We start from the raw sequence: 23,039 nt of genomic DNA, 5'->3' as shown, positions 1-23,039 counted from the left end.
ATCGATTCGTGTTGGTAAAGTTTAACCTAAACGGTAGTTAGGTGCTTCTTTAGTAATGCTTACATCGTGAACGTGTGATTCACCCATTCCGGCAGACGTAACCCGTACGAACTGTGGTTTGGTATTCAGTTCGTTAATGGTAGCACAACCGGTTAAGCCCATCGCAGAGCGCAGGCCGCCCATTTGCTGATGAATAATGGTGGCGATTGGGCCTTTATAGGCGACACGACCTTCAATACCTTCCGGTACCAGTTTTTCGGCGTTGTCGCTTTCCTGGAAGTAACGATCTGATGAACCATTGCGCTGATTCATAGCCCCTAACGAGCCCATTCCACGGTAAGACTTGTAGTAACGCCCCTGATACAGTTCTACTTCACCGGGCGCTTCCTCGGTACCGGCCAGCATAGAGCCAACCATTACGCAGCTTGCACCGGCTACCAGCGCCTTGGCAATATCACCGGAGAAGCGGATACCACCATCGGCAATAACCGGAATATCACGGTCTTTCAGTGCTTCAACCGCATCAGAAATAGCCGTAATTTGCGGTACACCACAACCGGTTACGATGCGGGTGGTACAGATTGAGCCAGGACCAATACCTACCTTAATACCGTCTGCACCAGCATCAGCCAGCGCCAGAGCACCTTCGGCAGTCGCCACGTTACCCGCAATGATTTGCAGTTCAGGATAAGTTTCGCGAACCGTCTTAACGCGGTCGATAACACCTTGTGAGTGGCCGTGAGAGGTATCGATAAGTAATACGTCAACACCTGCTTCAACCAATAGCGCGATGCGCTCATCAGTACCCGGACCAACACCTACCGCGGCGCCAACGCGTAAGCGTCCCAGCGAGTCTTTACAGGCATTGGGCTTGCTTTCTGCCTTCTGGAAATCTTTTACTGTGATAAGGCCGGTAAGCTTGAAGCTATCGTCCACCACCAGAATCTTTTCGATGCGGTGTTCGTGCATCAGCTCCAGTACTTCTTCCGAGCTGGCACCTTCTTTTACCGTTACCAGACGCTCTTTGGGCGTCATCACTTTGTCGACCGATAAATCAAGCCGGTTTTCAAAGCGCATATCGCGGCCGGTAATAATGCCGATAAGGTTATTTTCGGAGTCGGTAACCGGGAATCCGGAATACCCCATTTTTTTACTCAACGCCTGCACGTTGCCGAGGTTTTCAGTAGCACTTACTGTAACCGGGTCGGACACCACGCCGCTTTCGTATTTTTTAACTTCGCGTACATGTTTGGCTTGCTCCTCTGGGGTCATGTTCTTGTGAACAAAACCAATACCGCCTTCCTGGGCTAATGCAATTGCCAAACGCGCTTCCGTTACAGTATCCATAGAAGCTGATACCATAGGGATATTCAGATTTACCTTGCGGGTCAGACGGGTTTGTAGACTGGCTGTGTGCGGGAGCACTGTGGAATGCGCCGGAACCAATAAAACATCGTCAAAGGTTAGCGCTTCTTGAGCGATTCGTAGCATGCAAAAACACCTGTATATTGAGGTTTAATTGCGGCGCAATTGTAGTGTTTTTTCACTTTCAGGTAAACTGTATTTGCATTAAAGCTGAGGTTTTTTCATTCAATGACAGTTTTCTCTGCCCCAGAGGGGCAAAAAGTTCACAGCGTAACAACATTAAATCGCCTGGCGCGTAACATTTTAACCAGTGAAATCGGACTGGTGTGGTTAAGTGCTGAAATTTCCAATTTCACCCGGGCGTCTTCCGGCCACTGGTATTTTACCCTCAAGGATAATAAAGCTCAGGTCAGAGCGGCTATGTTTCGCTCCGCTAACCGGGTGGTTCGCAATCCACCGCGGGAGGGAGATAAAGTACTGGTGCGAGCCAGCGTCGGCATTTATGAACCGCGGGGCGATTATCAACTGGTGGTTGAAAGCATGGAGCCGGAGGGCGAAGGCCAGTTAAAACTGGCTTTTGAGCAGTTAAAGTACAAGCTGCAAGCCGAAGGTTTGTTCGACCCGGCTACTAAGCAAGCGCTGCCGGCCCACGTAAAGCGGATTGGCGTGATCACCTCTGCCCAGGGTGCCGCCTTGCACGACGTATTGAGTGTTTTAAAACGGCGAAGCCCGGCTACAGAAGTCATTGTTTACCCTTCTATGGTGCAGGGCGAGCAGGCCGCTGCCCAGTTAGCCCGAAATATCTGGCTGGCTAATCAACGCAACGAGGTGGACGTGCTCCTGCTCACTCGCGGCGGTGGCTCGTTGGAAGACCTCTGGTGCTTTAACAACGAATCACTGGCCAGGGAAATCGCCCGCTCGCCCCTGCCGCTTGTCAGTGCGGTAGGTCACGAAGTGGACGTCACTATTGCCGACTTTGTCGCCGATCTTCGAGCCCCTACCCCATCGGCCGCAGCTGAACTGCTGTCTATGGATCAGCGGGAACTGCAAGTGCAAATAAGACAACTCCAACAGCAACTCACACGCAGCTTTCATACCACGGTTCAACGCAGCGCACATCAGCTAACGGTGTTAAACCAGCGCCTGAAATCGAGACATCCTGAGGTGATGCTGCAACAACAAAGTCAGCGGATAGACCAGCTAACACAAAAAATGACTAATCAACTGACGCACCAGTTAAACCGTGCGCAAACCACAGCGCAGCGGCTCGACAGCCGACTGGCGCGCCAGCATCCGGCCATTCGGCTCGATAAAATTAAAACCCAGCAGGCCTATTTGTATCAACGGATGGGGGCGGCGATGCAGCAACGACTAGAGACCCGCAAGCAGAAGCTTGGTACACTGGCGCACCTGTTGCAGTCAGTTAGTCCTCTGGCAACGATGGCCCGCGGTTACTCAGCAACATTAAAAGCCAATCAGGCTATTACCAGTATTACCGCGGTGAAAGAAAAGGATGAAATTATTAGCCGGGTCAGTGACGGTGAGATTGTCAGTGTGGTCACAGCAATAAAAGCTAAACCAACCTTATAAAAAGCTCACTGTAAAGGTAACACCAGCGCGGTTTTTACAGGGAATTGTTAAGCACTTCATATGAGTATTGTTGTTTGATTAAAGTTATTCGCCAATTTTTAGTATGGTCAGTATTGGTACTGACTACCGGCTGCGTTGCCAATGCGGTCAAGCCACCCAAGCAACCATTGTTGAGTGCACCTGAAGCAACCCCTTTCGATTTGGCGGTAAATGTTTACTCATCCTATATCAGTGACGAGGTTGAGCAGCAATGTAATACCGCCGCCTTATCAAAGCGCCCCTGCAAAAACGATGGTATCCCCGCCAATGACTTTCTGAAAGGTCTTGAAAAACTCAGCTTATTTGCCGAGCTAAGCCCTTCGGTGAGTCGCCATGACTATGAATTGCTTATCGCCAATCAGCTAGCCGATTTCCCTACAGGACAACAGCAGTTATCTTCTGATTTACCTCTGCAAAGCTTTACCGAGTTTGCGGTAGAATGGCGCGGCGTGCACCTTGACAGCTTCCTGGTGCACTACTGGCATGAAAGCAAGGTTGAGCACGAGGATGTTGAGCAAATCATCCTGCGCTGGAGTGAGCATGCCAGGCAACAACACATTTTTTCTACCCCCTACCTGTATCAGACCATGGGCGCGAGTGATTATTCTACCGCGCTGACCCTGCCGGACTTACTGGGTGAATTTCAGTTAGCCCGCCAGTTTCTTTACCCGGACCCGTTTAAAGGTGTGCTGGCCAGGTACCTTCACCCCTCTTTTAGTGAAGCCATTATGGATATCGCCATTTATCCGGTGTTAGCCCCGTTAACAGGCGATCAGGCTCAGCGAGTCAGTCACGAACTGGAAGATGCGGTAGAACAAGCTAAACAGATTGCCGTGGAGCGCGCGATGGCAATGGAAATCAAACAGCACCAGAAAATATTCCGCCATGACAGCAGCGCAATGCAGGGCGTAATGTCAGAAATTGCGGCCGAAGGAGACAGTGGCGAAGCTCTGTATGCCACCATTTATGTCTTTCAGTTAGAAGATAAGTTTGTCAAATTCAGTACAACGTTCCCATCACGGATTGGCGATCCGTTGGTTAAAGAGGCTTTGTCGCAACTTTCTGTACCCGCTGAGTCAGCGCTAATGAAAGAGTTACGTAAAGCCCTGTAGTTCAAATCCCCATAAAAAAGCCCTGCTATGCAGGGCTGTTGTTTCGGTTATTTCTTATTCTTGTGGTAATCCATCATCCGGCGACGCTTACGTTGCTGGGCTAACGTTAACTGATTCTTTTTCCCTTCAAAGGGGTTAGCCCCTTCGCGGAATTCAATTTTGATAGGCGTTCCCATGACATCCAGCGCCTTTCTGAAATAATTCATCAGGTAACGTTTATAAGAACTGGGTAAATCCTGTACCTGGTTGCCGTGCACTACGATAACCGGTGGGTTGTATCCTCCGGCGTGGGCATACTTCATTTTAATCCGGCGTCCCCGCACCAACGGCGGCTGATGGTCTTCCTGAGCCAGCTCCATTATCTGCGTCAGCATAGAGGTATTAATCCGCTTAGTGGCGCTACGATAGGCCTCCTGCACAGACTCAAAAAGATTTCCTACGCCTGAGCCATGCAAAGCTGAAATGAAATGCAACCGGGCAAAATCAATAAAGCCCAGGCGACGATCCAGTTCTCGCTTAATGTCATCCTTGATATCGGTATCCAGGCCATCCCACTTATTCACCGCTATCACCAGTGAACGGCCTGAGTTAAGAATAAAGCCCAGCAGGCTGAGGTCCTGATCGGAAATACCTTCCCGCGCGTCAATTACCAGCAACACCACGTTAGCTTCTTCGATAGCTTTTAAAGTTTTAACAATCGAAAATTTCTCAACCGCTTCTGATACTTTTTTGCGTTTACGAACTCCCGCGGTATCAATCAGTACGTAGTCCCGCTCATCCCGTTGCAGGGGGATATAAACACTGTCCCGTGTGGTGCCTGGCATATCAAACACAACTACACGGTCTTCGCCCAGAATACGGTTAGTAAGTGTTGACTTACCAACGTTAGGTTTACCGACAATAGCCAGTTTAATAGGCAAACTTTGCAGGTGTTTCAGCTGATCTTCCGCATCGAGTTCTTCGTCTTCTTCGCTGGACCTGGTCACCAGCATTTCCGGAAATTGCTCATCGAGCGGCAACAGAGAATCCTGGATCAGCTGAGATACACCGCGACCGTGGGCAGCCGCTATCTGATGAACATGACCAAGACCAAGTGAGAAAAATTCTGCACTTTCGCTGTCGCCATTAATGCCATCCACTTTATTAGCCAGCAAAAATACAGTTTTGTCACTTTTGCGCAGGTGGTCGGCAATCAGTTGATCGGCAGGTAGCAAACCGGCCCGGGCATCGACTAAAAAGAACACCACATCGGCCTCTTCAATGGCCTGAAGAGACTGTTGGGCCATTAAGGTATCAATACCTTCCTCATCGCCGGTAATACCACCGGTATCAACTACGATGAAGTGACGTTGCTCATAACTGGCCCGGCCGTACTGGCGATCACGAGTCAGGCCCGGAAAATCGGCCACCAGCGCATCACGGGTATGAGTTAAACGATTAAACAGCGTTGACTTACCCACATTGGGCCGGCCAACTAACGCCACAACAGGCAACATATTGGTGTTCCTTTAAATAATAAACAAGCAAACGGCCGCGCATATAGCGCGGCCGTTAAATTATATCGGAATATCCTGAGAATTACAGGATAAGCATGGTTACTGAGCTGACAAGGCAGCAATTTCCCCATCACGGGTAATGGTTACTACCAGATCGTTAACTTTAACCGGGGTAGCGTAGATGGCTTCATCTTCATCATCACCGCCCAAATCGTAACGGGCAACCAGTTTGCCGTCTTCAGCATTTAACCAGTGCATCAGGCCCCAACGGTCGCCAAGCACTAATTGTTCACCCATAACCAATGGCGCAGTCAGATTTCGCTCTTTTAAGCCACTCTGAGACCAGATTTCCACACCGTTACGACGGTCCAGAGCGTATACAATAGAACGCGTATCGACGACATAGATACGATTTCCGCTCACGGCTAAATCGCGGTATGAACCGTATTCACGCTTCCACATAATACGACCACTGCGTAATTCAACGGCAGCCAGAGTGCCGTCGTAAGACACAATATAAACCGTATTGCCATAAACTACCGGCGCAGAGTCAACATCGATAATACGTTCGAGCTCTGTTGCACCCGCCGGAGCGGTAATAGCGGTTTCCCAGGCAGGAATACCACTGGTCAGAATATTAACCAGCAATTTACCGGTTGGTGTACCCACCAGTGCGCCACCATTAGTAGCAACTGGGGCTGAAATACCACGCAGACTCAGCGGCGGCACATCGGTTTCACTTCGCCACAGCTGCTCACCGGTTTTGGCATCCAGGCCAAATAACACGCCGGCGCCGGTATTCAGTACCAGAATACCTTCGTCCATAGCAGGCGTAGCCAGGATCTCACCTGGAACCGTTGTTTCCCACAGCGTTTCACCAGACTCTTCGTTCAGCGCACGGATAATGCCGTCTTCGGTGGCCACAAACACCATGTTGTAGCCTGCCGCAATGGCACTGACTTTAGCAGATGCACCGCTGCGCCATAGCCGCGCTATGTCATCCCAGAACGATTCGTCCGGGAAAATAGCAAAATTGCGTTCCCACACTACGTCGCCGGTATCCGGTGTTAGCGCCACGACTTCGCCATGACGTTCAGCGGCATAAACCATGTTATTGGCAAAGACCGGTACCAGACGCGAGAAATATTCATCGACACCATCACCAATAGAATAGCTCCAGACTTCTTTTGGACTTATCTGGTTTTCAATAGGCGCGATACGACGGATTTTGATTTCGTCTTCATCAGCGAACCAGTCTGACACGGTGGCACAACCAGACAAACCAATAATGGCTGCGGTTAAAACGACCCGTTTAAACATACGGCCACACAGAGTTGATTGCTGTGAGATGTTTCGAGTATTTAAATTCATTCACTATCCTGCGCTAACTGCAAGGTTATCTAACTTCATTTGCAGTAATCGATTGTTAATATTTTTCTCCAAGGCAGAGGAGTAGGCTATGCGAGCCTTGTCAAAGTTCCCCTGCGCGGCAAAAATATCACCTTTCACTTCTTCAACCTGCGCTGTGAACGCTTCATCAGTCACAGATTCAATTGTCGCTAATGCGTTATCGAACTGTTCCAGAGCTAACTGAACCCGTGCCAGGCGCACATTGGCAACTTGCTTGAGACTTTCGTCAGCGGCATTGGAGGCAACCCCTTTGAGATAAGTGGCAGCACTTTCCAGATCGCCATCATCGGCAGCCTGTTTAGCAGCAAGCAGGCCCGCCACGTTGGCATAGCCGGCACCACTTTCAGCACTGATAACAGCATCAATGGGCTGATTGTTCGCTTCGTTAACCAGCGACTCAAGTGCAGCCTGATAAGATTGAGAGGCGCTTTCTTTGGCAGCAATCTGCGAATCGCTGTAATACTGCCAGCCAAATAAGCCAGCCAGTCCCAGTACCGCACCCACAATCAGAGACGTGCCATGCTCTGACCAAAATCGCTTAATCGCTTCTACCTGTTGTTCTTCTGTAGCGAATTGTTCCATCTTTAAACCTCTTTATTTTGCTAACGGTTATACAGATAACACGTTATGTAATGCTGCTGGCAGCTCATCAAGAGCTACATTGACTTGTTCGCCGTTGCCACGCAGTGGCTTGAGGGTCACTTGCCGGGCTTCCATTTCTTCTGAGCCAATCAATAAGGCAACACTGGCTCCTACTTTGTCTGCCCGTTTTAGTTGTTTCTTCAGGTTGCCGCCACCGCAATGCAGCATTACCCGAAACTGATTGTCAGTATCGCGTAAAGACTCAGCTACCTGGCTGGCGTAGCCCCGGGTATCATCACCCAGTGCAGTCACATAGATGTCGGCCGCAGGCTGATTCTGTGCAATTTTTTCGAGGGTATCAAGCAGCAGAACCAGGCGCTCCATACCCAATGCAAAGCCAACACCTGGCGCGGGCTTGCCACCGAGTTGCTCAACCAGGCCATCATACCTGCCACCAGCACATACCGTACCCTGAGCGCCGAGACTTTCTGTCACCCATTCAAATACCGTGCGGTTATAATAATCAAGACCGCGTACCAGTCGCGGGTTGATTTCATACGCTACCCCGGCATTATCCAACAACTCACACAACAAGCTGAAGTGGGCTTTAGAATCTTCATCCAGATAATCGAGCAGTGATGGCGCATCAGTGACTAACGCTTGCACCTCTGGATTTTTGCTGTCCAGTACACGCAGCGGATTAGATTCCAGGCGACGCAAAGAATCTTCATCAAGGGCGGATTCGTGTTGTTTAAGATAAGCGACTAACGCGTCTTTATAATTCTGCCGGGCTTCATTTGACCCGAGCGAATTAATTTGTAACGTAACATGGTCACTGATACCGAACAGTTTCCATAAACGAGCCGATAACAGGATCACTTCTGCATCAATGTCGGCGCTTTCTAACCCGTAGGTTTCTACCCCAAACTGATGAAACTGGCGATAACGGCCTTTTTGTGGACGTTCATGACGGAACATCGGCCCCATATACCACAGGCGTTGCTGCTGATTATAAATCAGGCCATGTTCATTACCGGCGCGCACGGCACTGGCTGTTCCTTCCGGACGCAGCGTCAGGCTATCGCCGTTGCGGTCAGCAAAAGTATACATTTCTTTTTCGACAATATCGGTGACTTCACCAATAGAGCGCTTGAACAGGTCGGTACTTTCGACGATTGGCGTTCTGATTTCCTGATAGCCATAACTGGCCACAACCTGCCGAATTCCTGCCTCGACCTGTTGCCATTTACCCGACTCCGTCGGCAGGCAGTCATTCATACCTCGAATAGCCTGGATTGTTTTTGCCACCTGTTCTCTCTCAGCCTAATTAAAAGCCCCGCATTATAGGGGCTTTAGTGATTAACCACAAACATTCTTGCCAGCCAGGTCCGAAGCCCGGCGTTAAGGTTTTTCTACCACGGGAATCGCATTGGCAGAATCCAGCATCGCGGCTTTAGCCCGAATGCGTTTTTCCAGCTGTTCAACTAACTCGTCGTTAGCCAAACGTTCTTTCTGACGTTTACCGTCCAGATAAAAACCGCTCATATTGCGAGCACCGGTTAACCCCAAATCTGACACTTCCGCTTCACCTGGGCCATTTACCACACAGCCGATTATCGAGACGTCCATTGGCGTTAAGATGTCTTCAAGACGCTGTTCCAGGGCATTTACTGTGCCAATCACATCGAACTCTTGTCGCGAACAACTCGGGCAGGCGATAAAGTTTATGCCGCGGGAACGGATCCGCAGCGACTTTAGAATATCAAAGCCCACTTTAATTTCTTCCACCGGATCAGCAGCCAGTGACACGCGCAGCGTGTCGCCTATCCCTTCGGCCAGTAACATGCCAAGCCCAACTGCGCTCTTTACCGCCCCTGCACGCTGGCCGCCGGCTTCAGTGATGCCCAGATGCAATGGTTGCTCTATTTGTTTGGCCAGCAACCGGTACGCCCCAACGGCTAAAAACACATCAGAGGCTTTTACCGACACCTTGAACTGATCAAAGTTAAGCTTATCGAGAATATCCACATGGCGCATAGCCGACTCGAGCAGCGCTTCTGGCGTTGGCTCGCCGTATTTTTCCTGCAGGTCGCGTTCTAATGAACCACCGTTTACCCCAATACGAATAGGTATATTTTTGTCTTTGGCACAGTCGACTACCGACTTAACCCGTTCCATATTACCGATGTTACCCGGGTTGATACGCAGGCAATCCACGCCGTAATCAGCTACTTTAAGTGCTATCCGATAATCAAAATGGATATCAGCAATCAGCGGCACACTCACCTGCTCACGAATTTGCTTAAACGCTTCGGCAGCATCCATGGTAGGCACTGACACTCGCACTATCTCACCGCCGACGGCGACTATCCGATTTATCTGTGCAACAGTGGCCGCCACATCGGTAGTTGGCGTGTTGGTCATTGATTGCACGGCAATAGGCGCACCATCACCAATTGGCACGTTGCCTACATTAATGCGAATTGATTTTCTGCGTTGGATTGGACTATCAGCAAACATTATTGTTCCTGCCTGGGTAACGAAAACTTCGCGGTGCGGGTAGGATCGAATCCAGACATGTCTACCGCCTCACCGTCATAACTAATTTGCACCACATTGGGAGCACCGAGGGTCACTTCAAAAGGCGGCATGCCTGTTACCTGCATTTCATAACCAGACGCTTTAATGCCATAGGCAATGGCTTCACCACTGGCATCGGTAATATTGACCCAACAATCAGCGCTAAAACTGAACACCAGTTCAACGGGAACTCCATCACTGAGGGCATCCTGTTCCGCGCTGGCTTCGACAGGCTGCACGGTTGGTTCATCCGGCTCATCTGTTGCCGTAATGGCCGCTGCAGTGTCATCTTCAGTATTCATGTCCTGCAGGGGTTCAGTAATATCAGCAGCAGTTTCAGTAGCAGTAATCGCTGTTTGCGGGGTACCCTGCCCCTGCATTTGTTGCGCCACCGGTTGTGGCCGGCTGGTTGCGGTAATGGGCTGAGTGCTGGACTGATTAGTGGGCTGACTTTGTGTACCTGGCGGTGTAGCCGGCTGCTCAGTACTTTCATTGGCAGGTTGTTGATACCACCACACCACCACACCGGCAATCAGCACGATCGCAATACCGTAAGTCACCATCATCCAGCGGTCATCGTGGGCCTGCTTGGCAACACGACGGGAAAAACTCTGTAATTTAGCCGGCGGTTTAGGAGTAGTGTGATATTGATTGAAAAGGGTTAATACTTCTTCCGGGTTAAGCCCCAGGTTCTTTGCATAAAGACGCACATACCCCTTAAAGAATGTCACAGACGTGGAATCATCAATACGATTTTGTTCGAGATCGTCAATGATTCCGACTTTTAAATACAACTTATCAGCGATTGCCTGTTGTGTCAGGCCCTGCTCTTCCCGCGCTTCCCGCAATACCTGACCGGGACTGGGTGCGGCAGGCACATGCTGCTCATCAGCTTCAATGTGCTGCTCTTTGTCCATTTGTTACCTGCGTTAGTTGGTTTGTTCTGCTGGCGGCACCAGCCATAATTTCATGCCGACCTTAATAGACCCGTTTTTGTCCAGGTCGTTCCACTCTTTCAGTGTGTTCAGCTTAATATTATATTTGAGCGACAACCGATAGAGGTTTTCTTTCGGCTGAACGATATGAAACCGGGTGTCGGTTTTATCAACCGGCGCATTCTGGCTAACTTCAGCTGCCGGTTCAACCTGCTCTTCTGCTGGTTCTTCAGGCTCTTCGGCCACTATAACCGGCCCGCGCTCAGGCGCTTGTGATTGAGTCGGCTCAGAGAGCTCAGTTTGCGGAACGGCTGGCTCAGACACTGTCGCGTCTTCAACGACAGGCTCCGGGACTTTTTCGGGTGCCGGTGCAGGTTGCGACTGAGGCTTGTTTTTTATCTTGATGACTGGCTGTGGCACCGTCTTTTGACGCTCAATGTATAACCGGGCCAGAGAACTGTCCGGGTACATGCGCAGGAGCATATCACCATAACCATTGGCAGCACGTAAATCACCCTGACCTTTTGCAATCTCTACAGCCATCCACAAGGAGTCAGCAGAGACTCTTGCCACCTTTTCATAGCGGCGCAAGGTTTCAGCTGCCAAATCATATTGTTCAGTCGCTGCGTACATCTCGGTAAGAATAAATAAGGTTTTGGCTCGACCCGGCTGGTGCTTCAGGGCGCTGTTTAGGTAGTCAATAGCATCTTCGCCCTCACCCTGACTCTGTGCACAAAGCGCCATGTTCTCGTAAGTTTCTGCGGAGCTGGCATACTGCTTGGCATTGAGAGCCTGCATAAAGAATGTTTTGGCTTTTTCATAGCGCCCGTCCTGGCATAAAAAGGCGCCGTAGCTGTTGGCTATGTTAGCGTCACGTGGCGCCAGGCTCATCGCAGTTTGGTAAGACTCATCAGCGCGTTCGGTTTCGCCCACTACCTGATAGTAATAGGCCAGCCCGTAATGGGTGTCGGCGAGACGCGGTGCGAAAGACAACGCTTTATCCAAATTTTGCTTGGCTTGTGAATAATTGCCGTTTTTAAGGTAAGTTAATCCTAAGGAAACACGGGTTTTGGCTGCTTCCTGTTGATCAAATTCAGAACTAAAGGCTCCGGGCTGGGTTTCACTGACACAGCCAGCCATGGCTATCATCAGACTCAAAACTATCAGTACTCTCATCGGCAGCGCTTACCTTATGTTTTTTCGATATATTGTTATTGGGACATTTTTACCGAAATTGGCTCGCCCTTCATCTGTTTTTTCAACATTCTTTTCGTTCGGTCCACTACGTCACCCACTAACTGACCACACGCGGCATCAATATCGTCGCCACGGGTTTTACGTACAATCACCGTATAACCGTACTCCATAAGCACTTTAGCAAAGCGATCGATACGAGAGTTGCTGGAGCACGTATAAGGCGAACCCGGATATGGGTTAAACGGGATCAGGTTAATTTTACACGGCGTATTCTTCATCACTTTAGCCAGCTGGTGGGCATGCTCGGTTGAGTCATTAATCTGATTCAACATAACGTATTCCACCGTTACCTTGCCCTGATTCGCTTTCGACTTAGCCAGATATCTGCGAACGCCTGCCAGAAAGGCTTCGATGTTGTATTTTTTATTAACCGGTACAATCTCATCACGCAGCTCATCATTTGGCGCATGTAACGAAATAGCCAGCGCCACATCGATTTGATCACCCAACATATCAAGGGCCGGCACCACACCGGAAGTGCTCAGCGTAACCCGGCGTTTTGATAATCCAAAGCCATAATCATCCAGCATGATATCCATAGCCGGCACCACGTTTTTCAGATTCAGCAAGGGCTCACCCATGCCCATCATCACCACGTTAGTGACCGGTCTTGCTGAGGTGTCATTGGACAAGCCTAACGTGGTCGCGACCCGCCATACCTGGCCAATAATTTCAGCCACGGTGAGGTTACGGTTAAAGCCTTGCTGGGCGGTTGAGCAAAAGGTGCATTCCAACGCACACCCTACCTGCGAAGAAACGCACAAGGTAGCGCGGTCGGCTTCCGGGATCCACACCGTCTCCACTTCCTGACCGCCATCGAGCTTAAGAGCAAACTTGATGGTGCCGTCGGTAGCCTGCTGGTGATAGGCAATTTCTGGCGCTCTGACTTCACACTGTTCGATTAACTTAGCGCGCAGGTTTTTGTTGATATTGGTCATCTGCTCAAAGTCACTGATACCGTGCTGGTAAATCCACTTCATGACCTGATCGGCACGGAATGGCTTCTCGCCGATTTCAGCGAAATAGTCGCGCAATCCCTGCCGATTAAAATTAAGTAGGTTTGTTTTGGTCATAAAGCGTTATCAACTCTTCAAATTAGTGGCGTGGAACGGGTATAGAATATCACGAAAACGAAAATCGATCACAGACAGAAAAGGGAGCCGAAGCTCCCTTTTTGTATTGCATCAGGCTGAGCTTAGCGAGTGCGTGGGCAGATTTCTTCTTCTGAGAAGAAATACGCGATTTCACGCGCTGCTGATTCTGGCGCATCTGAGCCGTGAACCGCATTTTCGTCGATAGATACTGCATAGTCAGCGCGCAGTGTACCGGCAGCCGCTTCAGCCGGGTTAGTCGCACCCATGATTTCACGGTTTTTAACTACGGCGTTTTCACCTTCCAGTACCTGAACCATTACCGGGCCAGACGTCATGAAGTCTACCAGGGCGCCAAAGAAAGGACGCTCTTTGTGTTCAGCATAGAAGCCTTCAGCTTGTTCTTTGCTCATGTGAACCATTTTAGAAGCAACGATGCGCAGACCAGCAGATTCGAAGCGGTTGTAGATTGCACCGATTACGTTCTTTGCAACGGCATCAGGCTTAATAATTGAAAACGTGCGCTCAAGAGCCATTTTCTGTCTCCGGGTTTAATTGTAAAATTTTGGTCGCGAATTATAGGCAATCTTTACGCCTGTGCCTAGGGGGTAGCAAACAATTATCAAAAAATCTTAACAAAGGTGCTGATAAATGCAGATTATCCGCCGTGCTGAGCGGCTAAATGCTGTATTTTCCCTACAATAGCGCGTAAACCATTGCCCCGGGTTGGCGTGATGTGGCGCTCAAGGTCCAGCGCTTCAAAGTACCCATCGATATCAAAGGCGGTTATTTCAGCCGGAGTTTTATCGTTATACGCTGCCATCACAAGTGCCAGTAATCCGTGAACAATAACGGCATCACTGTCGACTTCAAAGTGAATTTTATCATCCATCATTGAGGTAACCAGCCACACGCTGCTCTGACAGCCTTTGACTAACCGTTCCGGGGTTTTCTGAGCATCATCAAGGCGCGGCAGAGCTTTGCCCAAATCAATGATGTATTGGTACTTTTGTTCCCAATCATCAAAGAACTCCAGATCTTCAACGATTTCCTGACTAGATGGTAACTGCATTGTTTATTCCCGAATTAAAAAAACAGGCCGGCTTCAAGCTGGGCTTCTTCGCTCATTTTATCCCGTGACCAGGGAGGATCAAACACCAGCTCTACTTTGACGTCCTCGACGAACGGCACCAGTCCCACGCGGTATTCCACATCGCCAACCAGCACCGGCCCCATGCCGCAACCTGGTGCGGTGAGAGTCATGTCGATGGTAACTTGTTTCGCGTGCTGGTTGATGTCGACGTTATAAATCAAACCAAGAGAAACCAGGTTGATCGGAATTTCCGGATCGTAGATGGTTTCCAGCGCGTCCCAGACCTGCTGTTGATCAATATTCCCGTCTGCTGGCGCGGTAAAATCGAGACTTTGTGGCTTACGACCAATGGCGTCGGCATCGGTGCCATCAATACGCAGCATGTTGCCATGCCAGGTAACCGTATAGTTGCCGCCTAAATCCTGGGTGATATTGACAAATTCGCCATCGGGAATGATAACGGTTTCGCCGGAAGGCACTTTACGCGACTTCACTTCACGCTCAGTCACCACCATTTTTTGTTTCATAAATTACCTTATCCGACGTTAAAGCTTTCGCCGCAACCGCATTCATCGACAACGTTAGGGTTGTAATACTTAATTACCCCGTTAACACCTTCCATTACATAGTCAATTTCGGTGTTCTGCAGTAGCGAAACCGCCTCTTTGGCGATAGCGACAGTCAGCTTATCGGACACACTGAGTACTTCGTCACCGTCTACCGATGCATCGGCAAAATCCAGCACATAAGCGTACCCTGTACAGCCACTTACCTTGGTTGATAAGCGAATGATTTTACCTGGCTGGCTTTTCAGTTTACCTTCAAAGTGCTTAATAGCACCGGGGGTGAATGTGACAACGTCTTTACTGGGTACAAAAGTTTCTACTGACATGGTTTTCTCTCCTAGCCCAACATAGTTTGAGCTTTACGTAAGCCCGCAAAGAATGCCGAGACTTCTTCCAGGGTGTTATACAACGAGAAAGAAGCACGGGCAGTACCATTAATACCAAGGCGATGCATCAGTGGTTGTGCACAGTTATCACCGGTACGTATAGCGATGCCCTGGCGATCCAGAATAAAGCCAATATCGGCCGGGTGCGCATTGTCCATCACGAAGCTTAAAATACCAATCTTATTTGGCGCCGTGCCGATTAAGCGCATGCCCTGAATATCCGCGGCCTGCGCCATTGCAGCATCGATTAATGCTTTTTCATGGGCCTGAACGGCGGCAATATCAAGATTGCTAAACCAGTCCAGCGCTGTGCCTAAGCCAATGGCGCCGGCAATGTTGGGGGTTCCGGCTTCAAGCCGGTTGGGTAACGCTCCCCAGGTGGCACTCTGATAAGTCACATCGGCAATCATTTCACCACCGGTTAACCACACCGGCCAGTCTTCCAGTACCGATTGTTTGCCCCACAGCACGCCAATGCCGGTTGGACCAAACACCTTATGCCCTGAGAATGCATAAAAATCGCAGCCCAGCGCTTGCACGTCCACGTCGCCATGAGCGATACCCTGAGCGCCGTCTACCAGCACCAAAGCGCCATAGGCCTTGGCCATAGCAGTCAGTTCTTTTACCGGATTAACAGTACCTAACGCATTGGATACGTGAGGAAAAGCCACCATGCGGGTGTTCGGCCCAAGTGAAGCTTTAAAGGTGTCGAGATCGAGTTCACCATTATCAAAAATCGGGGCGACACGCAGCGTAGCGCCACTCTGTAAACAGGCTTGTTGCCAGGTAACCAGGTTAGCGTGGTGTTCCATTTCGGTCACCACTACCTCGTCACCCGCTTCCAGTTGCTGGGCCAGGCCTTTCGCCACCAGGTTAATACCTTCGGTGGTGCCGCTGGTCCAAATCACTTCGTTGCGATGAGCCGCATTGATAAAGGTAGCCACCTGATCGCGGGCTTTTTCGTAACGGCGCGTCGCTTCGTCTGACAACTGGTGGGCGCCGCGGTGTACATTGGCATTACACTGGGTATAAAAATTGACCAGAGAATCAATCACCACCTGAGGCTTTTGCGTGGTGGCACCATTATCCAGATACACTAACGGCTTGCCATCTACCGTTTGCGATAGAATAGGAAACTCTTTGCGGATTGCCGCTACGTCAAAACTCATTTAACCTCCATGCCCACAAAACGGTCATGTAACTGGTTAAGTAACCAGCCGGCTATGTCTTCGTTCGGGATCTGATTGATGAGTTCCTGAATAAAACCAAAGTTAAGCATGATCAACGCCTGACTGCGACTAATGCCGCGGGTTAGCAGATAATACAACGCGGTATCATCTATTTCTGCCACGGTAGCACCATGTGCGCACTTGACGTCGTCGGCGTAGATTTCAAGCTCAGGCTTGGTATTTATCACCGCCCGACGGGACAGTAACAAATTGCGGTTGTTTAATTCCGCCAGCGTTTTCTGAGCGTCGCGATGTATATGAATACGGCCGTTAAATACCGCTTTGGCGCGATCACCCACGATACCCCGGGCATTTTCCTCGGTGGTACAGTTAGGAACAGCGTGCTCAATAGTTGTATGCAGATCAAACAGCTCGCCTTCGGCCAGTAAATAGATGGCATTGATATTCGCGTTGGCAAATTCGCCGGTATAGATCACATCTACATCGAGGCGTGATAACTGGCTTCCATAGCCGATCAGCGTGCTGTTTAACTGCGCCTTCTCGGCGACCTTAAAATGGCAACCGCCAACATGCATCGCTTGCTGAGTGAACATGGCAAACCGGTAATGCTCAAGATGCGCTTCGCTCTCCAGTACATATTCACTGAATGCGGTATTAACACTGCTGGCATCACCGTAACCGTCTTCAAGCACAGTAGCTCGCGCGCCGGCTTCGACCTGCATCAATACACGCAGGTGCTGATCGCCTTCATTACTGGCAAGCTGGGAAATACGAATGGGTGTATCAATGGTTTTACCCGCTGCAACACGGATATATAAACCATCCGCCAGCAAGGCGTCGTTAACCTGTCCAAACAGGTGCTTAGCAGGTTTTACGTCTGATAACAGGCTTTCAATAGCGGTTTGCTGTTGCGCAGTAGCGGTGGAGAAACGCACTATCTCCAACCCTTCAGGCAGCGCCAGCGCACTGACATCGGTGAGTAGCTCATTGCCACTGAAGACTAATTCGATAGCGCTTAACTCGCCAATTTTGGGCGCGCTGAATGTGCTATTTTCAGGCTTAGCCAATAACACACTGCGCTTTTCTACCGGGATAAGCGGCGTAAAACGCCAGTCTTCCACTTTGCGTAACGGCCAGCGAACTTTTTCCAGTTCCGCCAGAGCCGCCTGACGATGAGGTGCCAGCCAGTCCTGATGTGTTTGCGCCGTGGCGATTACTTCAGACAGCCATTGGCTCATGCATCAGCCTCCTCATAGGCTTTGCCTAAAAAGGCATAACCAGATTTTTCAACTTCCAGCGCCAGTGACGCATCACCGCTTTTGACAATCTTGCCGTCTGCCAGAATATGCACAAAGTCTGGTTTGATGTAGTCGAGCAGGCGTTGATAGTGAGTCACCACAATAAAACTGCGCTGACCGTCACGCTGACTGTTTACGCCATCTGCAACCACTTGCAGGGCGTCTACGTCGAGGCCTGAGTCTGATTCGTCCAGGATACACAGTGATGGTTCTAGCAGAATCATTTGCATGATTTCGTTACGCTTTTTCTCACCACCTGAGAAGCCTTCGTTAACTCCACGCTTTAAGAAATCCAGCGGCAGGTTTACCTGCTTACAGGCGGCTTTGGCTTTCTTTAAAAACTCAGCAGCAGTAAGCGGCTCTTCACCACGGTGTTCGCGCAGCGCATTTACGGATTCTTTTAAGAATTCCATATTGCTGACGCCGGGAATTTCTACCGGATACTGGAACGCCAGAAACAGGCCTTCACGGGCGCGCTCTTCAACTTCCAACTCAAGCAGGTCTTTACCGTTCAGCTTGACGGCACCTTCATTCACTTCATAGCCTTCCCGGCCTGACAGGACATAGCCAAGCGTACTTTTTCCGGCGCCGTTGGGCCCCATGATGGCATGAACTTCACCAGGCTTAACTTCCAGATTCAGCCCTTTGATAATGGTTTTATCTTCAACACTGGCGTGTAAATTATCGATAGATAACATTAAATTCTTTACCCCACAGAACCTTCTAAACTAATTTCGAGTAACTTGCCGGCTTCTACCGCAAATTCCATTGGTAATTCTTTGAAGACTTCTTTACAGAAGCCATTAACGATCATGGACACCGCTTTCTCAGCGTCCAGGCCACGTTGTTGAGCCAGGAATAATTGTTCGTCACTCACCTTGGAGGTAGTGGCTTCATGTTCAACAATGGCTGACGGATTGCGACTTTCGATATATGGGAAAGTATGCGCACCACACTGATCGCCAATTAGCAGCGAATCACACTGCGTAAAATTACGGGCGCCATCTGACTTTGGCCCCATCTGTACCAGACCGCGGTAGGCATTATTACTCTTACCTGCCGAGATCCCTTTTGAAATAATGGTCGAGCGGGTATTTTTACCCAAATGAATCATTTTGGTGCCGGTGTCGGCCTGCTGACGGCCCCGGGTAAGCGCTACAGAGTAAAACTCACCAACACTGTTATCCCCTTTCAGCACACAGCTTGGATATTTCCAGGTGACTGCCGAGCCAGTCTCTACCTGAGTCCAGCTGATTTTGGCATCATTGTGGCAAATACCGCGCTTGGTCACAAAGTTGTAAATGCCGCCTTTGCCGTTCTCGTCACCGGGGTACCAGTTCTGAACGGTAGAGTACTTGATATTGGCTTTGTCCATGGCAACCAGTTCAACCACTGCTGCATGCAACTGATTTTCATCACGTTGTGGGGCAGTACAGCCCTCCAGATAACTGACGTGACTGCCTTCATCGGCAATAATCAGGGTACGTTCAAACTGACCGGTGTTTTGCTCGTTAATCCGGAAGTAGGTCGACAGTTCCATCGGGCATCGCACGCCCTTCGGAATGTACACAAAAGAGCCATCCGTAAAGACGGCACTGTTTAATGCCGCAAAGTAGTTATCAGAACGGGGCACCACGGAACCAATGTATTTCTTTACCAGCTCCGGGTATTTTTGAATGGCTTCAGAAATAGGGCAGAAAATAACCCCCGCTTCATGCAGTTTTTCGCGGAAAGTGGTCACCACCGAGACAGAGTCAAATACCGCATCGACTGCAACACCGGCGAGCATTTCCTGCTCGTGCAGCGGAATGCCCAGCTTGTTGTAGACATCGAGTAGTTCCGGATCAACTTCATCCAGTGACTTAGGCTTGTCCTTCATACTCTTGGGTGACGAATAATAAGAAATGGCCTGATAATCAACCTTTGGATAATCCACGTGAGCCCAGTCCGGCTCTTCCATCTCCAGCCAAGAATGATAGGCTTTTAACCGCCATTCGAGCATCCATTTCGGCTCATTTTTCATGGCAGATATACGGCGGATAATGGATTCGTCCAGACCATTTTCGAAGGTATCAGACTCGATTTCTGAATAGAAACCCGCCTCGTATTGTTTCGATAGCGCCTGTTCGATTTGCTCGCTCATTGACTCATCTCACTGTTATTAAACATTTCGTCGCGATGTCGGCAGGTAATTACTGCCACTAACTCTGGTTAGTACTTTCGCTTTATCACGACATGGGTGCCACATTATATAATACCCGAGTATTTCACTCAACTATTCAGCCGGGACGTTACAACCTTGTGCCAGCCTCCGGCACAGCTAACGTGGCGCTTTGTGTGCACTGAAATCTGGGGGCCGCAATCTTGCCTGAATATTGGCTTAACTGCAATCTTAGCGGCTCCGACTTAGGTCTGAATTACACGCTTTGACAGGCGGTAGTGCTAACCAGCCTGTCTGACCTGACGCAATGTTTCTACGGTTTGTATTACCCGTTTTGCGGCAAAACGGATGTCTTCTTCAGTAGTAAAACGTCCGACCGAGAAACGCAGACCCGCATGCGCCAGTTCTGCACTTCGACCAAGCGCCGTTAAGACGTAAGAAGGCTCCATGCTGGCCGAGGTACAGGCTGAACCGGTAGAGATTGCAATATCATGCAGTCCCATCACCAGACTTTCGCCATCAACACCACCAAAACTGATGTTGATAATGCCAGGCACGCGATGGGTGAGGTGACCGTTAAGGTGCACATCATCGAGGCGACTGACCTCTTCCCATAATAATTCAGTATACCCGCGTAATCTGGCAGCTTCTTCATTCAGGGATTGGCCGGCAAGCTCACAGGCCTCACCAAAACCCACTATCTGATGGGTTGGCAGCGTTCCCGAGCGCATACCCCGCTCATGACCTCCGCCGTGTATTTGCGCGGCGATATGCACTTTGGGACGGCGCCGAACATATAGCGCGCCGATGCCCTTTGGTCCGTAACACTTGTGCGCAGAGAAAGACATTAAATCCACGGCCAGTTCGGCCAGGTTGATTGGTAACTTGCCAAGACTCTGTGCCGCATCAACATGAAAATACACCTGATGCTCGCGACATAACTCACCGATAGCGGCGATATCCTGGATAACGCCCGTTTCATTATTCACATGCATTACAGATACCAACACAGTGTGGTCGGTGATCGCTTCAGCCACCTGCTCAACTGAGACTAACCCAGCAGTATCCGGCTGAAGCAGCGTAACGCTAACCCCCTGCTGTGCCAAAAACGCTACGGTATCGAGTACGGCTTTGTGCTCGGTCGCCACTGTAATGACATGTTTATGCTGTTTGTCTGAGGCCTCTACCACGCCTTTAATGGCAAGGTTGTCAGACTCGGTGGCACCCGACGTAAAGACAATTTCACGGGGATCGCTATTAACCAGCTCGGCAATTTGATTGCGCGCCACATCAACGGCTTCTTCTGCCACCCAGCCAAAACGGTGTGAGCGTGAGGCCGGATTACCAAAATTCCCCTCCAGTGTCAGACAGGCAGCCATTTGCTTTGCCACGTGCGGATCCACCGGTGTAGTTGAGGCATAATCTAAATAAACGGGAGTACGGTTCATGGTATATCTTTAAAGCTGTATGCTGACCTGGATTTTACCGTCGACCGGCATTTTATGCTTATCCTGACGGCCAGCCACTGCCTGCACGTCGCCCTTCGCCATCAGTTCTCCGAGGCTGATCCCATCGAGAAAATGACTAATGCGATCGCTAAGGTCCTGCCACAGACTGTGAGTGAGGCATCTTTCACCGGCCTGACAATCGCCCTGTCCCTGACAGCGCGTAGCATCTACCGATTCATCCACAGCGCGGATCACTTCACCTATGGCAATAAGTTCAGCTTCACGGCCCAACTGATAGCCACCACCTGGCCCGCGAACACTGAGCACCAGGCTTTCTCTGCGTAATCGAGAAAAAAGCTGCTCTAAATAAGACAGGGATATTTCTTGTCTGGCAGAAATATCGGCCAGTGATACCGGCCCCTGCTTGGAATGGAGTGCTACATCTAACATTGCCGTTACTGCGTAGCGGCCTTTTGAAGTCAGTTTCATAACCAGATACGGATGGTGAACAATGGTAAAATTGTTCCATACCTGAGTAAATTGGTCAAGTATAAAACCCTACTCATTACTCAGGTATTCTCTTGTTCCTGCTAGGCGGATAATCTTCAGCAACAACGTCGTTTAGATTTGCGGGTCAAATTCTTCATGATTCGTCTGTTTCGGGTTCGGCACAACCGGCGAGATACCAGTACTGGCAAAGTCCTCTGCGGTCATCGCGCTCAGACGCTCTTTTGATACCTCTCCTCCCATACCCTGAATGACCTGGCACAGCTCTTCGATCCGCCCATCCATAGCATGAATATGCTCTACCATAATCCCCATGGCGTTCGCCACCGGGTCAGGATTATCTGAAGCCACTGCATAAGCGTCGAAACCATATTTCTTTGCAATAGCGTTACGCTTTTCTTTACCGGTGTCGGTGTCTTTAGCCGGCTGCAATATGTGACCGGGAATACCAAGTACCGTGGTACCCGGCGGGGCGTCTTTCACGACCACAGAATTGCTCCCGATCTTTGCCCCTTCGCCGATAATAATTGGCCCCAAAACCTTAGCGCCAGCGCCAACAACCACGTTATTTTCCAGCGTCGGATGACGTTTGCCTGAATTCCAGGTGGTACCACCCAGAGTAACGCCATGGTAAAGGGTGACATCATCTCCAATCTCTGCCGTTTCGCCAATCACCACGCCCATACCGTGATCGATAAAAAAGCGTCGGCCAATGGTGGCTCCAGGATGGATTTCTATACCCGTCAGCCAGCGGCTGAACGTAGACAACGAACGTGCCAGCCATTTAAATTCAAGCCGCCAGAGTTTATTGCTGACCCGATGAAGCCACACCGCGTGTAAACCCGGATAGTTTGTCAGCACTTCAAAGGCGTTACGCGCCGCCGGGTCACGATGGAAAACCGCTCTGACATCTTCTTTAATTCGGCTGAACAT

22 protein-coding genes are annotated in these 23,039 nt (G+C 50.0%); 2 read left to right on the top strand and 20 right to left on the bottom strand.

The window, feature by feature from the left end; genetic code table 11:
• Positions 1-21: 21 nt before the first annotated feature.
• Complete coding sequence (gene guaB, locus AC27IB_RS02165) at positions 22-1,491, bottom strand: IMP dehydrogenase (protein WP_296050962.1); 1,470 nt, start codon at positions 1,489-1,491, stop codon at positions 22-24.
• Between the two features lie 102 nt (positions 1,492-1,593).
• Here guaB and xseA point away from each other — a divergent pair, with 102 nt between their 5' ends.
• Positions 1,594-2,955, top strand: a complete 1,362-nt coding sequence (xseA, locus tag AC27IB_RS02160; RefSeq protein WP_296050960.1) for an exodeoxyribonuclease VII large subunit — start codon at positions 1,594-1,596, stop codon at positions 2,953-2,955.
• A gap of 74 nt (positions 2,956-3,029) precedes the next feature.
• On the top strand, positions 3,030-4,106 hold the full coding sequence (locus tag AC27IB_RS02155; protein ID WP_487118595.1) for a hypothetical protein: 1,077 nt from the start codon (positions 3,030-3,032) through the stop codon (positions 4,104-4,106).
• 47 nt (positions 4,107-4,153) lie between these two features.
• Here the strand turns inward: AC27IB_RS02155 and der are convergent, their stop codons facing one another.
• The 19 genes from der to cysE form a co-directional block, all read right to left on the bottom strand.
• Positions 4,154-5,602, bottom strand: a complete 1,449-nt coding sequence (gene der / locus AC27IB_RS02150) for a ribosome biogenesis GTPase Der (protein WP_296046236.1) — start codon at positions 5,600-5,602, stop codon at positions 4,154-4,156.
• A 99-nt stretch (positions 5,603-5,701) separates the two neighbouring features.
• Positions 5,702-6,922 carry an outer membrane protein assembly factor BamB gene (gene bamB / locus AC27IB_RS02145; RefSeq protein WP_296046242.1) on the bottom strand — a complete coding sequence of 407 codons (1,221 nt, stop codon included), beginning with the start codon at positions 6,920-6,922 and terminating at the stop codon, positions 5,702-5,704.
• Between the two features lie 54 nt (positions 6,923-6,976).
• Positions 6,977-7,594, bottom strand: a complete 618-nt coding sequence (locus AC27IB_RS02140; RefSeq protein WP_296046234.1) for a YfgM family protein — start codon at positions 7,592-7,594, stop codon at positions 6,977-6,979.
• Between the two features lie 27 nt (positions 7,595-7,621).
• Positions 7,622-8,902, bottom strand: a complete 1,281-nt coding sequence (gene hisS / locus AC27IB_RS02135) for a histidine--tRNA ligase (RefSeq protein WP_296046232.1) — start codon at positions 8,900-8,902, stop codon at positions 7,622-7,624.
• 93 nt (positions 8,903-8,995) lie between these two features.
• Positions 8,996-10,114 carry a flavodoxin-dependent (E)-4-hydroxy-3-methylbut-2-enyl-diphosphate synthase gene (ispG, locus tag AC27IB_RS02130; protein ID WP_296046231.1) on the bottom strand — a complete coding sequence of 373 codons (1,119 nt, stop codon included), beginning with the start codon at positions 10,112-10,114 and terminating at the stop codon, positions 8,996-8,998.
• Complete coding sequence (locus AC27IB_RS02125; protein ID WP_296046228.1) at positions 10,114-11,091, bottom strand: RodZ domain-containing protein; 978 nt, start codon at positions 11,089-11,091, stop codon at positions 10,114-10,116. The genes ispG and AC27IB_RS02125 overlap by 1 nt, the downstream gene beginning before the upstream one ends.
• A 12-nt stretch (positions 11,092-11,103) precedes the next feature.
• Complete coding sequence (gene pilW, locus AC27IB_RS02120; protein WP_487118592.1) at positions 11,104-12,285, bottom strand: type IV pilus biogenesis/stability protein PilW; 1,182 nt, start codon at positions 12,283-12,285, stop codon at positions 11,104-11,106.
• 35 nt (positions 12,286-12,320) lie between these two features.
• Entirely contained in the window at positions 12,321-13,439 is a 1,119-nt protein-coding gene (rlmN, locus tag AC27IB_RS02115) for a dual-specificity RNA methyltransferase RlmN (protein WP_296046225.1), read from the bottom strand.
• A gap of 122 nt (positions 13,440-13,561) precedes the next feature.
• Positions 13,562-13,993 (bottom strand): nucleoside-diphosphate kinase, encoded by a 432-nt coding sequence (gene ndk, locus AC27IB_RS02110; RefSeq protein ID WP_073323091.1) that lies wholly within the window; start codon positions 13,991-13,993, stop codon positions 13,562-13,564.
• Positions 13,994-14,115: 122 nt separating this feature from the next.
• Positions 14,116-14,529: a SufE family protein gene (locus AC27IB_RS02105; protein WP_296046221.1), complete on the bottom strand. Its 414-nt coding sequence runs from the start codon at positions 14,527-14,529 to the stop codon at positions 14,116-14,118.
• Positions 14,530-14,543: 14 nt separating this feature from the next.
• Complete coding sequence (gene sufT / locus AC27IB_RS02100; protein WP_296046219.1) at positions 14,544-15,077, bottom strand: putative Fe-S cluster assembly protein SufT; 534 nt, start codon at positions 15,075-15,077, stop codon at positions 14,544-14,546.
• Between the two features lie 8 nt (positions 15,078-15,085).
• Complete coding sequence (locus AC27IB_RS02095) at positions 15,086-15,442, bottom strand: HesB/IscA family protein (protein WP_296046218.1); 357 nt, start codon at positions 15,440-15,442, stop codon at positions 15,086-15,088.
• Between the two features lie 11 nt (positions 15,443-15,453).
• Positions 15,454-16,671, bottom strand: coding sequence for an aminotransferase class V-fold PLP-dependent enzyme (locus tag AC27IB_RS02090; RefSeq protein ID WP_487118588.1), 1,218 nt, complete (start codon positions 16,669-16,671; stop codon positions 15,454-15,456).
• A complete protein-coding gene (sufD, locus tag AC27IB_RS02085) occupies positions 16,668-17,930 on the bottom strand; it encodes a Fe-S cluster assembly protein SufD (RefSeq protein ID WP_296046215.1) in 1,263 nt (420 codons plus the stop codon). Before sufD ends, AC27IB_RS02090 begins: the two co-directional genes overlap by 4 nt.
• Positions 17,927-18,688, bottom strand: coding sequence for a Fe-S cluster assembly ATPase SufC (gene sufC, locus AC27IB_RS02080; protein ID WP_296046212.1), 762 nt, complete (start codon positions 18,686-18,688; stop codon positions 17,927-17,929). The genes sufD and sufC overlap by 4 nt, the downstream gene beginning before the upstream one ends.
• 8 nt (positions 18,689-18,696) lie before the next feature.
• Positions 18,697-20,133, bottom strand: coding sequence for a Fe-S cluster assembly protein SufB (gene sufB / locus AC27IB_RS02075; RefSeq protein ID WP_296046209.1), 1,437 nt, complete (start codon positions 20,131-20,133; stop codon positions 18,697-18,699).
• A gap of 299 nt (positions 20,134-20,432) precedes the next feature.
• Positions 20,433-21,599, bottom strand: coding sequence for an IscS subfamily cysteine desulfurase (locus tag AC27IB_RS02070; RefSeq protein ID WP_296046206.1), 1,167 nt, complete (start codon positions 21,597-21,599; stop codon positions 20,433-20,435).
• 9 nt (positions 21,600-21,608) lie between these two features.
• A complete protein-coding gene (gene iscR / locus AC27IB_RS02065; protein ID WP_296046202.1) occupies positions 21,609-22,088 on the bottom strand; it encodes a Fe-S cluster assembly transcriptional regulator IscR in 480 nt (159 codons plus the stop codon).
• Between the two features lie 132 nt (positions 22,089-22,220).
• Positions 22,221-23,039 carry a serine O-acetyltransferase gene (gene cysE / locus AC27IB_RS02060; RefSeq protein WP_296046199.1) on the bottom strand — a complete coding sequence of 273 codons (819 nt, stop codon included), beginning with the start codon at positions 23,037-23,039 and terminating at the stop codon, positions 22,221-22,223.

Source organism: Alteromonas sp. 4NH20-0104 (genome assembly GCF_057547795.1).
The sequence above is the reverse complement of the archived record's forward strand: the minus strand, read 5'-3'. Positions and strand labels throughout refer to the sequence as shown.

Coding starts and splice junctions, on each gene's coding strand:
- guaB (WP_296050962.1), bottom strand. CDS start 1,491: ATGCTACGAATCGCTCAAGAAGCGCTAACCTTTGACGATGTTTTATTG.
- xseA (WP_296050960.1), top strand. CDS start 1,594: ATGACAGTTTTCTCTGCCCCAGAGGGGCAAAAAGTTCACAGCGTAACA.
- der (WP_296046236.1), bottom strand. CDS start 5,602: ATGTTGCCTGTTGTGGCGTTAGTTGGCCGGCCCAATGTGGGTAAGTCA.
- bamB (WP_296046242.1), bottom strand. CDS start 6,922: ATGTTTAAACGGGTCGTTTTAACCGCAGCCATTATTGGTTTGTCTGGT.
- AC27IB_RS02140 (WP_296046234.1), bottom strand. CDS start 7,594: ATGGAACAATTCGCTACAGAAGAACAACAGGTAGAAGCGATTAAGCGA.
- ispG (WP_296046231.1), bottom strand. CDS start 10,114: ATGTTTGCTGATAGTCCAATCCAACGCAGAAAATCAATTCGCATTAAT.
- AC27IB_RS02125 (WP_296046228.1), bottom strand. CDS start 11,091: ATGGACAAAGAGCAGCACATTGAAGCTGATGAGCAGCATGTGCCTGCC.
- pilW (WP_487118592.1), bottom strand. CDS start 12,285: ATGAGAGTACTGATAGTTTTGAGTCTGATGATAGCCATGGCTGGCTGT.
- rlmN (WP_296046225.1), bottom strand. CDS start 13,439: ATGACCAAAACAAACCTACTTAATTTTAATCGGCAGGGATTGCGCGAC.
- ndk (WP_073323091.1), bottom strand. CDS start 13,993: ATGGCTCTTGAGCGCACGTTTTCAATTATTAAGCCTGATGCCGTTGCA.
- AC27IB_RS02105 (WP_296046221.1), bottom strand. CDS start 14,529: ATGCAGTTACCATCTAGTCAGGAAATCGTTGAAGATCTGGAGTTCTTT.
- sufT (WP_296046219.1), bottom strand. CDS start 15,077: ATGAAACAAAAAATGGTGGTGACTGAGCGTGAAGTGAAGTCGCGTAAA.
- AC27IB_RS02095 (WP_296046218.1), bottom strand. CDS start 15,442: ATGTCAGTAGAAACTTTTGTACCCAGTAAAGACGTTGTCACATTCACC.
- AC27IB_RS02090 (WP_487118588.1), bottom strand. CDS start 16,671: ATGAGTTTTGACGTAGCGGCAATCCGCAAAGAGTTTCCTATTCTATCG.
- sufD (WP_296046215.1), bottom strand. CDS start 17,930: ATGAGCCAATGGCTGTCTGAAGTAATCGCCACGGCGCAAACACATCAG.
- sufC (WP_296046212.1), bottom strand. CDS start 18,688: ATGTTATCTATCGATAATTTACACGCCAGTGTTGAAGATAAAACCATT.
- sufB (WP_296046209.1), bottom strand. CDS start 20,133: ATGAGCGAGCAAATCGAACAGGCGCTATCGAAACAATACGAGGCGGGT.
- AC27IB_RS02070 (WP_296046206.1), bottom strand. CDS start 21,599: ATGAACCGTACTCCCGTTTATTTAGATTATGCCTCAACTACACCGGTG.
- iscR (WP_296046202.1), bottom strand. CDS start 22,088: ATGAAACTGACTTCAAAAGGCCGCTACGCAGTAACGGCAATGTTAGAT.
- cysE (WP_296046199.1), bottom strand. CDS start 23,039: ATGTTCAGCCGAATTAAAGAAGATGTCAGAGCGGTTTTCCATCGTGAC.